Genomic DNA, 14,808 nt, shown 5'->3' with positions numbered 1-14,808 from the left:
CATCCACGGTTCAACCCAAGCAAATGCAGCACTTGGGCTGGAGTTATAGGCAGACTAAATAGCGAGGCAAGCATGGGCAAAGAGCACAAGGCCAGTATTGACGGGGATCAATGGGCGCAGTGTGTGCGGGAACGCGGATGGCTGTGGGATGTCGCGTCGAACGTTGCAGGACATACGCCTATGACGTTGATCCTGGCCCACGGCGCCGGTGCGCCGATGGACTCATCCTTCATGGGTGACATGGCTGCACGCCTTGCCGGGCACGGTGTGAACGTGTTGCGCTTCGAGTTCCCCTACATGGCCCAGCGCCGTGTGGACGGCGGTAAACGCCCACCGAACCCGGCGCCGAAACTGCTGGACGCCTGGCGGGAGGTGTATGCCGAGGTGCGACGTCATGTCGCTGGGAAGCTGGCGGTGGGCGGCAAGTCCATGGGCGGGCGCATGGCCAGTCTGTTGGCGGATGAATTGGGCGCTGATGGGCTGGTGTGCCTGGGTTATCCGTTCTATGCGGTGGGCAAGCCGGAGAAACCTCGGGTCGAGCATCTGGCGGGGTTGAAGACGCCGACATTGATCGTGCAGGGCGAGCGCGATGCCCTGGGGAATCGGGCGGCGGTGGAAGGCTATGTGCTGTCGCCGAACATCGAGGTGATGTGGCTGGTGGCGGGGGATCATGACTTGAAGCCGTTGAAGGCTTCGGGGTTCAGTCATGAGCAGCATCTGGCCGCTGCGGCGCTGAAAGTGGCTGGGTTTCTCGGCGGCTGTTAGGGCCTCTTCGCGAGCAAGCCCGCTCCCACATTCGACCGCATTCCAAGGGATGTACACGGTTAAATGTGGGAGCGGGCTTGCTCGCGAAAGCGATTTACCGGTTGAAACGCTCCACCAGCGAATACTGGGTATTCGCCGTATGCGTCAGCTCTTCACTCAACTGCGCCGAATTCAACGCCTGCTCCGACGTCTGATCCGCCAACAGCGCGATCGTGCTGATATTGCGGCTGATCTCTTCCGCCACCGAGCTTTGCTCCTCGGTCGCCGCCGCGATCTGGGTGGTCATATCGGTGATATGCGCCACCGCCTCACTGATGCCCACCAACGCCTGATCCGCTTCCATTACCCGTGCCACGCCTTCTTCGGCCTGGCGATGCCCGGCGTCCATGGTCTGGACGGCGGCGGCGGCAGTCTGCTGCAACTTGGCGATCAAGGTATGGATCTGCCCGGTGGACTCGGCCGTACGCTGGGCCAGTTGGCGCACCTCGTCGGCGACCACCGCAAAACCACGGCCCATCTCACCGGCACGTGCCGCTTCGATGGCGGCGTTGAGCGCCAGCAGGTTGGTCTGGTCGGCGATGCCTTTGATCACGTCGACCACGCCGCCGATTTCATCGCTGTCCTTGGCCAGTTGGGTGACGGTCACGCCGGTCTCGCCAACGGCCACCGACAGGCGCTGAATCGCCTCGCGGGTTTCCCCGGCGATGTCGCGGCCACGACCGGTCAGGCGATTGGCCTCCTGGGTCGCATCGGCGGTGCGCTGCACGTGGCTGGCGACTTCCTGGGTGGTTGCCGCCATCTGGTTGACCGCGGTGGCCACCTGTTCGGTCTCCACGCGCTGGCGCTCCAGGCCGCTGGAGCTGTTGTGCGCCAGGGTGTTGGACTGCGCTGCCTGGTCGTTGAGGTGCTCGGCGGTGTCCTGCAAGCGTGTCAGGCACGTCTTCAGACGGGCTTCCTGGCTGAGGATCGACATCTCCAATCGCGCCTGTGCGCCACGGCTGTCGGTGTACATCTGCGCGATCAACGGGTCGGAGGTGGTCTGCTCGGCCAGGCGCAGCAAACGCTTGAGGCCACGCTGCTGCCAGCTCAAGCCCAGCAGGCCGAGCGGCACCGACAAGCCCGCCGCCAGGGCAAAGCCCCAGTGGGAGTTGAGCGACGCACCGATCATGAAGCTCAGTTGGCTGACCAGGATAAACGGCACCCAGTCCTGCAACACCGGCAGCCACTTGTCCCGCTGGGGAACGGCCGACTTGCCCTGGTTGATGCGTTGATAGAGCGCTTCGGCCCGGCGGATCTGCTCGGCGGTGGGCTTGATGCGCACCGATTCGTAGCCGACCACCTGGTTGCCGTCGAAGACTGGCGTCACGTAGGCGTTAACCCAGTAGTGATCCCCGGTCTTGCAGCGGTTCTTGACAATGCCCATCCATGGCAAGCCTTGTTTGAGCGTGGACCACATATGCGCGAACACAGCCGCCGGTACATCCGGGTGACGCACCAGGTTGTGCGGTGCGCGCAGCAGTTCGTCCCGGGTGAACCCACTGATTTCGACAAATGCGTCGTTGCAGTAGGTGATCACACCCTTGGCGTCTGTGGTGGAGATCAACCGTTGCTGAGCGGGGAAGGTACGTTCGCGCTGGGTAACGGGTTGGTTATTACGCATGATTGTTCAATCCGCAAGGCTTTCAATGGGTATCGGCACGGGCAGGGGTTTATTTAACTTATTTTTGCAACAATCAACCGGCCAGCATCGGGTACGTAAACAAACCGAAGTGAAGCAGGTTCAAGCCAAAGTGCGTCGCTACCGCTGCGCCCAACCCGCCAAAGCGATACGCCAGGCCATAACCGGCCCCGGCAATGCTGGCCAGCAGCACCCATTGCCAGCCCGCGCCCAGGTGCACCAGGCCGAACAACAGCGAGGCCAGCAGCAGTGCGAGGTTGTCGCCGTAGGGCAGCTGTTTGAAGCGCTGGCTCAAGCCGCCCTGGATGTAGCCACGGAACAGCGCTTCTTCGACCAGCGTGACCAGCAGCAGGTTGTTCAACACCCACAGCCACGCCTGCTCCGGCCATTTTGGCGCCCAGCTGATCATGCCCAGCAACGCCGCGCCACCCAGCGCGGCAACGGCCGTGAGGGTCAGGGCCAGTGCTGCGACGCAGATCGACAGGCGCAACGAACGACGCGCCACGATCCACGGGCAGGCCAGCAGCAGCCAGAAGCCGATCAGCGGTTTGTCTTGGTTCAGGTACATCGAGAAGGGCACTGCATCCGGGGTCAACCGCTGCGGGTCAATGCCGCGGCCGTTGTAGAAACCCGGCAACCAGTGCAGCGCCAGGCTCAAGGCCAGCACGATAAACAAGCCGTGGCCCAGGTAGCGTGCCCATGGCGTGCGTTGCTGGCGTACCGCGTAGCCGGCCAGCAACAACAGGGCCACCGACACCCCGGCCAGCACGCCCAATTGCCCGTAGATCAGGGCCAGGCCATAGCCAATGGAAAGAAGTGCCAGGTACAGCCAGGGCAATGTGAGCATGGGGAATCCTTGGAAAAATCTGGGCGGCATTATAGCGGCCGTCCTACATGTGCCAGATGAAAACTCCTCCCCCCTGCCTTCCCCGACAACCTGTAGTGAGCGGGCTTGCCCCGCGCTGGGTGGCGCAGCCGCCCTAAACCCAGGCACCTCGGTGTATCCGTAAGACGCAGGCGGTTGGATTTGGGGCGGCTGCGTCCCCTAGCGCGGGGCAAGCCCGCTCACTACAGGTTTGGTCGGCGTAGGACGAGCCATAGCGCTCCGGCAATCAACACTGCGCCATACACATGGGCCATCGACAACGGCTCGCCCAACAACAGCGCGCCCCACAACACCCCAAATGGCGGGATCAGAAAGGTCGTGGTCATCGACTTCACCGGCCCGATGGCCGTCAGCAAGCGGAAGTACAGGACGTAGGCCAGCGCCGTACACACCAGCCCCAACCCCAGCAACGACCCCCACACCGGCCAGCCACCCCAGCTCGCGGGCGGATGGTTGATGGCGCTGTAGGCAAACAGCGGCAGCAGAAACAGGGTGGCGCCGAGCATACTGCCCAGGGCCGACAGGCGACTGTCCAGCCCGCCGCGTTGATCCAGCCAGCGCCGTGCGAGGAACCCGGCAAAGCCATAACAGGTGGTGGCCACCAGGCAGGCCAGCGCGCCCATCAACAATTCCAGGTCAAACGCCACCGGCCCCGCGCGGGTCAGTACGCCGACGCCCAGCAGGCCCAGGCTGACCCCGGCGAGTTTCGACGGCGTCAGGCGTTCACTGAAAAACAACCCGCCGATCAATACGCCCATCAACGGCGTGGTGGCGTTGAAGATTGCCGAGTAACCCGCCGGCAGCACCTGGGCCGCCACAGAATACATGGTCGCCGGGATGCCCGAGTTGATGACCCCCAGCAGCAGGACGGTCTTGAACTTGCCCTGGAAATCCCACTTCACGCGCATTACCGCGAGCATCGCCAGCAGGCCGGCGGCGGCAATCGACACACGGAAAAACGCGGTCGGCACTGCCCCAAGTTCCGGTGCGATGATGCGCATAAACAGGAAACTCGCGCCCCAAATGGCAGCGAGCCCCAGCAGGTACACGGTGTCGACAGGTCTCACAGAACACTCCTACATCAATCAGGCGGCGAGTGTTGCACGAGCCCTGCGCGGATCACAGGACAAACCGCGTGACCAACCCATTGAGGTCCACCGCCAGGCGCGACAGTTCCTGGCTGGCGGCCGAGGTCTGGGTCGCTCCGGCGGCGGTCTGGGTGGACAGGTCGCGAATGTTCACCAGGCTGCGGTCGACTTCGCGGGCCACCAGTGCCTGCTGTTCGGCGGCGCTGGCGATCACCAGGTTGCGCTGGCTGATCTGCGAAATGGCCGCAGTGATCTTTTCCAGGGCGCTGCCGGCGCTGTTGGCCCGCTGCAAGGTCTGGCCGGCGTGCTCCGCGCTGCTGTTCAGCGCGCCGACGGTGTCCTGGGTGCCTTGCTGGATACCGTTGATCATCTGCTCGATTTCTTCGGTGGAGTCCTGGGTGCGTTGCGCCAGCGAGCGCACCTCGTCGGCGACCACTGCAAAACCACGGCCGGCCTCGCCCGCGCGGGCGGCTTCAATCGCCGCGTTGAGGGCCAGCAGGTTGGTTTGCCCGGCGATGCCACGGATCACTTCCAGCACCTTGCTGATGTCCTGGGCCTGCACCGCCAGGCCTTCGGCCTTGTTCGAGGCGCCGAGCACTTCGTCCACCAGGTTCTGGATCGAACTGATGGTTTCGCTGATCTGGTAGTGGCCGTGCTTGCTGTCTTCGTCGGACGCCTTCGACGCCTCGGCGCTGGACACCGCATTGCCCGCCACTTCGTCCACCGCCGCGCTCATCTGGGTGACGGCGGTGGCGGCCTGTTCGATTTCATCGTTCTGCGCTTGCAGGCCACGGGTGCTCTGTTCCATCACCGAGCTCATCTCTTCCGCGGCGGAGGCCAGTTGTTGCGCCGATTCGCTGATGCCTCGGATGGTGGCCTGCAACTCGGCCTGCATGCCGGCCAGGGCGCCGAGCAATTGCGCCGGTTCGTCATGGCCTTGCACAGTGATCGGCTGGCTCAAGTCTCCGGCGGCGATGGTGCGCGCCACCGTCAGTGCCTGGCTGATGGGGGCGGTGATGCTGCGTGTCAGCAGCCAGGCCAGCGCCAAGGTCGCGATCAACGCAAACACGATGATCAGGCCGACCACCCACAGCGCGCTCGAGTACGTGCGCGCGGCCGCATCCACCGCCGACTCGACGCCGCTCTGGTTAAAGGTAATCAGGCTTTCCAGGCTTTTGCCGAGGACCACGCCCTGGGGCGCCAGGCGCGTGTTGAGCAGGTCGATGGCGTCTTGTTGCTGGTCGCCGTCCACCAGCGTGATGATCTGCCCGACCAGGTTGAGGTAGCTGTTCACATTGACCTTGAGCTGCTTGAGCAACTCGCGCTCTTGATCGTTGCTGAGCAAGGTCTCGTGATGTTCCAGCAAGGTTTGCAGTTCGCTGCGCTGGCGGGTGATCAGGCTTTTGCTGTTGTCGCGAATCCGCGACTCATCAGTGGTCGCCAGGCGCAAGGTTTCCAGGCGGATGCTGGCGACGTAGGCGGCGCTGTCGTGGATATTCTCGATGCTCGGCATCCACGATTGCTCGATGATCAGCGCGCTTTCGCGCAGCTTGGCCATCTGCCCCAGGCCAAACAGGCCGACAATCACCAGCAGGCTGGCCAGAACCCCAAAACTCAGACTGGCACGCACGCCGATCCGCATATTCCTCAATGACATCTCAATGCTCCTTAGGCGATTAGAACCTGTCCCCGGGTCGGTCTTTTGACCTTGTTAGGGTGGGGAGGGGCGCGCTGTATATCAAAGTGCCACTAATGAGGTAATCAGGGTTTCCCTTACGTTGCATCGATGCGGTTACACATCACTGCGCTTGAGTGACATGCGCTGTTTTTCACGGTCAACCCGCCAAGCCACGGCGTTTCAGGCGTGCGGAAAAATCCACTGCGACGTTTTGGTGCATTTGTTGACTGGCTGGTCGACTTATGAAAATTGAAAGTAAATGTACGAAGTGCAGCAAGTTGTACAACCGTGCGCGAAAAAACGTCCTTCTCCTGCCTTCCTACACTGGCTAAGCTCAGGGCTTCCAGATTCCCGTAGAGGTTTCCCGCATGTCGCAACCGACGCCCGCCCTTGCCATCGCCCGCATGATCCTCGATGGCTTTGACGATTACCGCGAGCACTTCCGCCAGATCACCGATGGCGCCCGCGAGCGTTTCGAAAAGGCCCAGTGGCAGCAGGGGCAGGCGGCGTCGGCGGCGCGGATCAACCTGTATGAAGAAAAGGTCAGTGAAGTGACCACGCACCTGCGCGCCAGCTTCAGCGAAGACGAGCTGTTGGACGTAGGCCTGTGGCCGTTGGTGAAAAACGCTTACATCGGCCTGATCGACCTGCGTTTCGACGATGAGCTGTCCGAGACCTGGTACAACTCGATTTTCTGCGGCCTGTTCAGCCACGACTTGATCAGTGACGGCTGCATGTTCATCCACACCACCCGGCCCAGCCTGCGCCGGGCGCGTGCGGCGCAAACCCGCAACTACCTGCCGGCGGGCAACATCGCCGGGATGCTTGGACAGATCTTTGCCGACTACCGCTTCAGCGAGCCTTACGCCGACCTGCCCGCCGACCTGCGCCGCCTCGAAGCGCAATTGCGCGAGAACCTGCCGGACTGGGTGTGCAAGGACCCGGACCTCAAGGTCGAGCTGTTTTCCTCGGTGCTCTACCGTAATAAAGGCGCGTACCTCGTAGGACGCATCTATACCCGCGACGAACAATGGCCGTTGGTGATCCCGCTGCTGCACCGTGAAGGGCAGGGCATCCAGATCGACGCGTTGATCACCGACGAAGCCGACGTGTCGATCATCTTTTCGTTTACCCGTTCCTACTTCATGGTCGATGTGCCGGTGCCGGCGGAATTTATCGGTTTTCTACGGCGCATCCTGCCGGGCAAGCACATCGCCGAGCTGTACACTTCCATCGGCTTCTACAAACATGGCAAGTCGGAGTTCTACCGCGCGCTGATCAACCACCTGGCGACCACCGACGACCAGTTCATCATGGCCCCCGGCGTGCGCGGCATGGTCATGAGCGTGTTCACGCTGCCGGGCTTCAACACCGTGTTCAAGATCATCAAGGACCGCTTTTCGCCGTCGAAAAACGTCAACCGCGCCACCGTGATCGAGAAGTACCGGCTGGTCAAAAGCGTCGACCGCGTCGGGCGCATGGCCGACACCCAGGAATTCGCCGACTTTCGCTTCCCCCTGAGCAAATTCGAGCCCGAGTGCCTGGCCGAATTGCTCGAAGTCGCCGCCGGCACCGTCGAAGTCGAAGGTGACACGGTGCTGATCCGCCACTGCTGGACCGAACGGCGCATGACCCCGCTCAATCTCTACCTCGACCACGCCAACCCCGCCCAAGTGCGCGAGGCCCTGGAAGACTATGGACTGGCCATCAAGCAATTGGCGGCGGCGAATATTTTTCCGGGTGACATGTTGCTCAAGAATTTCGGCGTCACCCGCCACGGCCGCGTGGTGTTCTATGACTACGACGAAATCTGCTTTCTGACCGAGGCCAACTTCCGCCACATCCCCGCGCCGCGCACCCCCGAGGATGAAATGGCCTCCGAGCCCTGGTACTCCATTGGCCCGCTGGATGTGTTTCCCGAAGAATTCCCGCCGTTTCTGTTTGCCGATGCGGGCCAGCGCAAGTTGTTCAATGAATTGCACGGCGAGTTGTACAACGCCGATTATTGGAAGGGGCTGCAAGAGGCGATTCGCGCCGGTAAGGTTATTGATGTTTTCCCTTACCGACGCACCGGTCGAACGGCCGACTAAAGCCTGTCATACGCCAGGCAATGTGAAGGTGTCGATCAGGCCGGGCCTGATCGACAAGGCATTAGACGCCTTCCGATTTTCTGTTTTCCTTGCGCACATCTTTCAGCCAGGGCTGGCCGTTGCCTAGCGCCAACAGTGAGTCCGAGTGGTTGGACGCGCGGTTTTTGTCGGTCTGGTTGGTGCCGTTTGTCTGAACATCTCTAGCTTGTTTGTAGAGATTTTTCATCTCGTTCCCCAGCTCTTTGTCTGTTTTCTTGACCTCCTGGCGGTGTTTGTACTGGGTCACTGGGTTCCTGCTGGCAGGAGCGCTCTGTTCCTGGGTGATGCGTTTTTCCGTCAGGCTCAGGGCCTTGTTATAGCTTTCTTTAGGGATTGCAGGCGTCGGAAACTGTTCAGGAAGCTTCGACAGGACGCTGTGCTGATGGGTGAGTGACTGGACATTGGATTTTTGGGTGGCACTCAATGATGAACTGGGTGTTTGGTTGAGCAGTGGTTGCGATGAGCTGGCGCTTGAATAGGTACTGGATGAGCGCTCGCGGGGTTCCGGGTTATGCCAGGAACTGTGCGGGGCAGAGGTCTCAGGCGCGATGGACTGATATTTGGTGGCGTAACTGTGGTTGTTACCACTATTGCTGTAGGCATAGCTATTGGAGTCAATGGGCATAACGATTTCATTTCCTGTACGTGGTGAGAGGGCGCGTGTACGTGGCCAGTCAGCGGGAGAGTCCACTCAGTGTGTTCATCCCGCGCATGGCTTGCGCGCTGGGTTGACTGCTGATTCGGTTCGCTGCCAGGTTGGTGGTTGGCCTAGATGAGGCCTGGCGGTTCGCAGGCTGCTCACTGGCGTTTTTTGTATAACTGGGCGCGAATTCATAGGCTGGCGGTGGCAGCGAGTCAGCCGATCGAGGCTGCGCACGCATCGCGTCTGCATAAGAAGGTAGATAGGGGGTGGAAGTGGATGAGTCGATTGGCATAGGAGCTCCATTCTGAGTCGGCGTTAATGAACAGCCAGTCAGGACTGGCTAGCTCATTGGAACGCTTGCGTCACTCGTCACAAATCGGACTTTCGCTAGAAACGTGTGGGGGAGAGTGTTGATCCGCTGTAGTAAATTTCGCCACGGTATGAGCGAAAGTCCCGTTGCTTTTGACGGGCCGTCTTCAGAAGCGTCGAAATCTGCGACAATCGCCACCTCGTCTTATCCGTCCACCGCTGTGCAGGTCATGCCTGCCCCATCCCGAAGACCTTTACCACCCAGATGACTGACCAAGCGCCCACTATCGACCAACTGCTCAAAACCCTCGACCACGCCATGCTTGCCGACCGCCACCGTTTGCGTCGGCAGTTGCTTGAGTTGCGCAAAAAGCCCGACGAGGACAAGTTGGCGCAGTGGGTCGTGCGCATGCAGGCGTCCTGTGCCCAGGTCACGGCGCGGCGCGCCAGCCTGCCGGTGATTCGTTATGACGACAGCCTGCCGATTGCGGCCAAGCGCGATGAAATCAAAGAAGCGCTGAACCAGCATCAGGTGCTGATCATTGCCGGCGAAACCGGCTCGGGCAAGACCACCCAGTTGCCGAAGATCTGCCTGGAAATCGGTCGTGGCCAGTTCGGTCTCATTGGTCACACCCAGCCCCGCCGGATCGCCGCACGCAGCGTGGCCAGCCGGGTCGCCGAAGAGTTGGCCACGCCATTGGGCGCGCTGGTCGGTTATCAGGTGCGCTTTGAAGACCAGAGCGATTCCAACACCCTGATCAAGCTGATGACCGACGGCATCCTGCTGGCAGAAACCCAGAACGACCGCTACCTCGAGCGCTACGACACGATCATCGTCGACGAAGCCCACGAACGCAGCCTTAACATCGACTTCCTGCTGGGCTACCTGAAAACCCTGCTGCCGCGCCGCCCGGACCTGAAGGTCATCATCACCTCGGCGACCATTGACCTGGAGCGTTTCTCCAAGCACTTCGACGATGCCCCGATCGTCGAAGTCTCGGGTCGCACTTTCCCGGTGGACACCTGGTATCGCCCGCTGACCCTGGAGCAGGACGAGGAGGGCAACCGCGTCGAGGATGACCTCACCGTCGACCAGGCGATCCTGGCCACCCTGGATGAAATCGCCGCCTACGAGCGCAGCGAACGGCGTAGCCCGGGCGATGTGCTGGTGTTCCTGCCGGGTGAGCGTGAGATCCGCGATGCCGCCGAAATGCTGCGCAAGGCCCAGCTCAAGCACACCGAAATCCTGCCGCTGTATGCGCGCCTGTCACCGGCCGAGCAGCAGCGGATTTTCCAGTCCCATCCAGGCCGTCGTGTGGTGCTGGCAACCAACGTCGCGGAAACCTCGCTGACCGTACCGGGCATCCGTTATGTGATCGACAGCGGCACCGCGCGCATCAGCCGCTACAGCTACCGTGCCAAGGTGCAACGCCTGCCGATCGAGGCGATTTCCCAGGCCAGTGCCAACCAGCGTAAAGGTCGTTGCGGCCGGGTCGAGCCGGGCATCTGCATCCGCTTGTACAGTGAAGAGGATTTTATCGGGCGTCCGGAATTTACCGACCCGGAAATCCTGCGTACCAACCTTGCCGCCGTGATCCTGCAGATGCTGCACCTGCGCCTCGGCGAAATCACCGACTTCCCGTTTATCGAGCCGCCGGACGGCAAGGCCATCAGCGACGGTTTCAACCTGCTGCAAGAGCTCTCGGCGGTGGACCGCAACAGCCAGCTCACGCCGTTGGGCCGCCAACTGGCGCGCCTGCCGGTGGACCCGCGCATGGGCCGCATGCTGCTGGAAGCGGCCAAGCTCGGCAGTTTGCAGGAAGTGCTGATCGTCGCCAGCGCCATGTCGATCCAGGACCCGCGCGAGCGCCCGCCGGAGCGTCAACAGGCCGCCGACCAGGCCCACGCCCAGTGGAAAGATGCGGACTCGGACTTCGCCGGGTTGGTCAATCTGTGGCGCGGTTTTGAAGAGCAGCGCCAGGCACTCACCGCCAGCCCTTTGCGTAACTGGTGCCGCAAGAACTTCCTCAACTACCTGCGCCTGCGCGAATGGCGCGATTCCCACCGCCAGCTCAGCCTGATCTGTCGCGACATGCAGCTGACGATCAATAAAGAGCCGGCGGATTTCCCCAAACTGCACAAGGCGGTGCTGTCCGGCCTGCTCAGCCAGATCGGCCAGAAAACCGAAGACGGCGATTACCTCGGTGCGCGCCAGCGGCGGTTCTGGATTCACCCGTCGTCGGGCATCGGCAAGAAGCGCCCGCAATGGCTGATGACCGCTGAATTGGTGGAAACCACCAAGCTGTATGCGCGCATGGTTGCCAAGATCGATGCCGACTGGATCGAGCCGCTGGCCGGGCACCTGATCAAGAAGAACCACTTCGAACCGCATTGGGAGAAAAAGCGCGGCCAGGTAGTGGCGTTTGAGCAGATCACCCTGTTCGGGCTGATCGTGGTCGGGCGCCGGCCAGTGCATTACGGACCGATTGACCCGGTGGTGTCCCGTGAGTTGTTTATCCGCGAAGGCTTGGTGCGTGGCGAGATCCAGTCGCGGGCCAAGTGCCTGACCGCCAACCAGCAACTGCTGGAACAGCTCGACGAGCTGGAAGCCAAGGCGCGTCGCCGTGACATCCTCGCCGACGAGGAAACGCTGTATGCCTTCTACGATGCGCGCTTGCCGGCAGAGATCCACCAGACTGCGACGTTTGACAGCTGGTACAAGATCCACAGCCAGAAAGACCCGCAACTGTTGATCATGCGCGAAGAAGACGTGCTGGCCCGCGAGGCCAGCGAGGTCACCGCCGCGCATTACCCGGACACCCTGCACCTGGGCGACCTGGCCCTGGCCTTGAGTTACCACTTCGAACCCAACCACCCCCGCGACGGCGTGACCCTGCGCGTGCCCGCGCCGCTGTTGCCGGCGTTGCCGCCGGAACGCCTGGAATGGCTGGTGCCGGGGCTGATCGAGGCCAAATGCATCGCCCTGGTGCGCAACCTGCCAAAGGCGCTGCGCAAGAACTTCGTGCCGGTGCCGGACTTCGTCAAGGCGGCGCTGCAACGCATCGAATTCGGCCAGGGCTCGCTGCCCCAGGCGCTCGGCCGTGAGTTGCTGCGCATGACCGGTGCCCGCGTCAGCGATGAAGCCTGGGCCGAGGCGGCGCAGCAGGTGGACAACCATCTGAAGATGAACCTGGAAGTGGTCGATGGCCAAGGCAAGTTCCTCGGCGAAGGCCGCGACCTGGCCGAGTTGACCGCACGCTTCGCCGAAGCCAGCCAGGCCGCGCTGGCGGTGCCGCAAACCGCGAAAAGCCAACAGCCGGTGGAGGCCAAGGTGTTCGCGGCGGTGGCGCAGAAGACCCAGCAAAAGATCGCCGGCCTGTCGATGACGGTTTATCCGGCGTTGGTGGAAGAAAACGGTACGGTCAAGGAAGGGCGTTTTTCCACGGCCGCCGAAGCTGAATTCCAACATCGCCGCGCCTTGCAGCGTTTGCTGATGCAGCAACTGGCGGAGCCGGCCAAATTCCTGCGCGGCAAATTGCCCGGCCTGACTGAGTTGGGGTTGATGTACCGCGAACTGGGGCGTATCGATGCACTGGTGGAAGACATCCTGCTGGCCAGCCTCGACACCTGCGTGCTCGAAGGCGAAACCAGCCTGCCGCGTGACGGCGCGGGTTTGGCCGCCTTGGCCGAGCGCAAGCGCGGCAGTTGGACCGAGCATGCCGAACGCCTGGCACGCTTGACCCTGGAGGTTCTGAAGCTCTGGCACGCACTGCAAAAACGTTTCAAAGGCAAGATCGACCTGGCTCAGGCCGTGGCCCTGAATGACATCAAGCAGCAACTGGGCAACCTGGTGTATCCCGGTTTTGTACGGGAAACCCCGGCGCAGTGGTTCAAGGAACTGCCACGCTATCTCAAGGCCATCGAGCTGCGTCTGGAGAAACTGCCGAGCCAGGTACAGAAGGACCGGGTCTGGAGCGGCGAGTTGGCCGGTTTGTGGGCGCAGTACGAGAATCGCCTGAAAAAACACGCCCAGGAAGGCAAGCGCGATCCTCAGCTAGAGCTCTACCGCTGGTGGTTGGAAGAGTACCGGGTGTCGTTGTTTGGCCAGCAGTTGGGCACCAAGGTGCCGATTTCCGACAAGCGCCTGAGTAAGCAATGGAGCCAGGTAGAACCCTGAAATCCAACACAACCCCCCCTGTGGGAGCATTCCAAGGGAAACCGGTGTTTGTGCGCAGATAGCGCCAAACTCCGAGGGTTGTGGCAAACTTCGCGCCTATAAATGCCGGGATCGTCGTTACAGGCTGGCGGTTGCAGCCACGGCGCGATGGAATAAAGCGATGCCAGTTTGATGTCCGCTGGGCGGATTCGGACTACTTACAGTTTGGTACGAAGGTACCAACATTCCCTGCCTGACAGATTTAGAGGAACGACCGTGCATAACGTCGTCATCAGCGGCACTGGCCTGTACACCCCGGCCAACAGCATCTCCAACGAAGAGCTGGTGCAGTCTTTCAATACCTACGTCCAGCACTTCAACACCGACAACGCCGCCGCCATCGAGCGCGGTGAAGTTCAGGCGCTGACCGAGTCCAGTGCAGCCTTCATCGAAAAAGCCTCGGGCATCAAGAGCCGTTTCGTGATGGACAAGGAAGGCATTCTCGACCCGCAGCGCATGACCCCGCGCCTGCCCGAGCGCAGTAACGACGAATGGTCGGTGCTCTGCCAGATGGCCATCGGCGCCGCCGAACAAGCCCTGCAGCGTGCCGGCAAGACTGCCGCTGACATCGACGGCGTGATCGTCGCCTGTTCCAACCTGCAACGCGCCTATCCGGCCATTGCCATTGAAGTCCAGGAAGCCCTGGGTATCGAGGGTTTCGGCTTTGACATGAACGTGGCGTGCTCCTCGGCCACGTTCGGCATCCAGAACGCTGCCAACAGCATCCAACTGGGCCAGGCCCGGGCGATCCTGATGGTCAACCCGGAAGTCTGCACCGGACACTTGAATTTCCGTGACCGCGACAGCCACTTCATCTTTGGTGATGCGGCCACCGCCGTCGTCCTCGAACGTGCCGACCTGGCGACCTCCGAGCACCAGTTCGACGTGGTCAGCACCAAGCTGCTGACCAAGTTCTCCAATAACATCCGCAACAACTTCGGCTTCCTCAACCGCGCGGCGGAAGAGGGCATCGGCGCGCCCGACAAACTGTTCGTGCAGGAAGGCCGCAAGGTCTTCCGCGATGTGTGCCCGATGGTGGCCGAGCTGATTGGTGTGCACCTGGCGGAAAACCAGTTGAACGTCGCCGATGTGAAGCGTTTCTGGCTGCACCAGGCCAACCTGAGCATGAACCACCTGATCGTGAAGAAACTGCTGGGCCGCGAAGCCACGGTGGAAGAAGCGCCGGTGATCCTCGACACCTACGCCAATACCAGTTCGGCGGGTTCGGTGATTGCGTTCCATACTTACCAGGACGATTTGCCCAAGGGCTCCGTGGCGGTGCTCAGCTCGTTCGGCGCAGGCTACTCGATCGGCAGCGTGATCCTGCGTAAACGCTGATCGGTGGGGAGGGCGCGGTCAATGGGTGGGAGCTGGCTCCCACAGTGATCGCATGTTCAAAGTGAGATTGAGGTAGCC

General features: G+C 61.7%; 9 protein-coding genes. 4 read left to right on the top strand and 5 right to left on the bottom strand.

The genetic code is table 11. From position 1 onward, the window contains the following. Positions 1–72 precede the first annotated feature (72 nt). The gene (locus tag PSH81_RS19735) at positions 73–765 is read left to right on the top strand and encodes an alpha/beta family hydrolase (RefSeq protein WP_305391334.1); all 693 of its coding nucleotides are present in this window, start codon (positions 73–75) and stop codon (positions 763–765) included. A 94-nt stretch (positions 766–859) separates the two neighbouring features. Here the strand turns inward: PSH81_RS19735 and PSH81_RS19730 are convergent, their stop codons facing one another. The 4 genes from PSH81_RS19730 to PSH81_RS19715 all read right to left on the bottom strand — a co-directional run bounded on the left by PSH81_RS19730 (position 860) and on the right by PSH81_RS19715 (position 6,074). Next, positions 860–2,425: a PAS domain-containing methyl-accepting chemotaxis protein gene (locus PSH81_RS19730; protein WP_192297111.1), complete on the bottom strand. Its 1,566-nt coding sequence runs from the start codon at positions 2,423–2,425 to the stop codon at positions 860–862. 73 nt (positions 2,426–2,498) lie between these two features. Continuing rightward, complete coding sequence (locus PSH81_RS19725; protein ID WP_305391333.1) at positions 2,499–3,290, bottom strand: CPBP family intramembrane glutamic endopeptidase; 792 nt, start codon at positions 3,288–3,290, stop codon at positions 2,499–2,501. Positions 3,291–3,511: 221 nt separating this feature from the next. Beyond that, on the bottom strand, positions 3,512–4,396 hold the full coding sequence (locus tag PSH81_RS19720) for a DMT family transporter (protein WP_226454935.1): 885 nt from the start codon (positions 4,394–4,396) through the stop codon (positions 3,512–3,514). Positions 4,397–4,448: 52 nt separating this feature from the next. Next, complete coding sequence (locus PSH81_RS19715; RefSeq protein ID WP_305391332.1) at positions 4,449–6,074, bottom strand: methyl-accepting chemotaxis protein; 1,626 nt, start codon at positions 6,072–6,074, stop codon at positions 4,449–4,451. A gap of 389 nt (positions 6,075–6,463) precedes the next feature. Here PSH81_RS19715 and aceK point away from each other — a divergent pair, with 389 nt between their 5' ends. Next, positions 6,464–8,185 carry a bifunctional isocitrate dehydrogenase kinase/phosphatase gene (gene aceK, locus PSH81_RS19710; RefSeq protein WP_305391331.1) on the top strand — a complete coding sequence of 574 codons (1,722 nt, stop codon included), beginning with the start codon at positions 6,464–6,466 and terminating at the stop codon, positions 8,183–8,185. Positions 8,186–8,246: 61 nt separating this feature from the next. On the opposite strand, the gene PSH81_RS19705 is transcribed toward aceK, so the two are convergent. Then, positions 8,247–8,849, bottom strand: coding sequence for a hypothetical protein (locus tag PSH81_RS19705; protein WP_226454938.1), 603 nt, complete (start codon positions 8,847–8,849; stop codon positions 8,247–8,249). Between the two features lie 592 nt (positions 8,850–9,441). Here PSH81_RS19705 and hrpA point away from each other — a divergent pair. After that, positions 9,442–13,353, top strand: coding sequence for an ATP-dependent RNA helicase HrpA (hrpA, locus tag PSH81_RS19700; protein ID WP_305391330.1), 3,912 nt, complete (start codon positions 9,442–9,444; stop codon positions 13,351–13,353). A 255-nt stretch (positions 13,354–13,608) separates the two neighbouring features. Further along, positions 13,609–14,730, top strand: a complete 1,122-nt coding sequence (locus PSH81_RS19695) for a beta-ketoacyl-ACP synthase III (protein ID WP_192297104.1) — start codon at positions 13,609–13,611, stop codon at positions 14,728–14,730. Positions 14,731–14,808 lie beyond the last annotated feature (78 nt).

Source organism: Pseudomonas sp. FP2335, from assembly GCF_030687535.1.
Taxonomy (GTDB): domain Bacteria; phylum Pseudomonadota; class Gammaproteobacteria; order Pseudomonadales; family Pseudomonadaceae; genus Aquipseudomonas.
This window is presented reverse-complemented; position numbering and strand designations above follow the sequence as displayed.

Coding starts and splice junctions, on each gene's coding strand:
- PSH81_RS19730 (WP_192297111.1), bottom strand. CDS start 2,425: ATGCGTAATAACCAACCCGTTACCCAGCGCGAACGTACCTTCCCCGCT.
- PSH81_RS19715 (WP_305391332.1), bottom strand. CDS start 6,074: ATGTCATTGAGGAATATGCGGATCGGCGTGCGTGCCAGTCTGAGTTTT.
- PSH81_RS19725 (WP_305391333.1), bottom strand. CDS start 3,290: ATGCTCACATTGCCCTGGCTGTACCTGGCACTTCTTTCCATTGGCTAT.
- aceK (WP_305391331.1), top strand. CDS start 6,464: ATGTCGCAACCGACGCCCGCCCTTGCCATCGCCCGCATGATCCTCGAT.
- hrpA (WP_305391330.1), top strand. CDS start 9,442: ATGACTGACCAAGCGCCCACTATCGACCAACTGCTCAAAACCCTCGAC.
- PSH81_RS19705 (WP_226454938.1), bottom strand. CDS start 8,849: ATGCCCATTGACTCCAATAGCTATGCCTACAGCAATAGTGGTAACAAC.
- PSH81_RS19735 (WP_305391334.1), top strand. CDS start 73: ATGGGCAAAGAGCACAAGGCCAGTATTGACGGGGATCAATGGGCGCAG.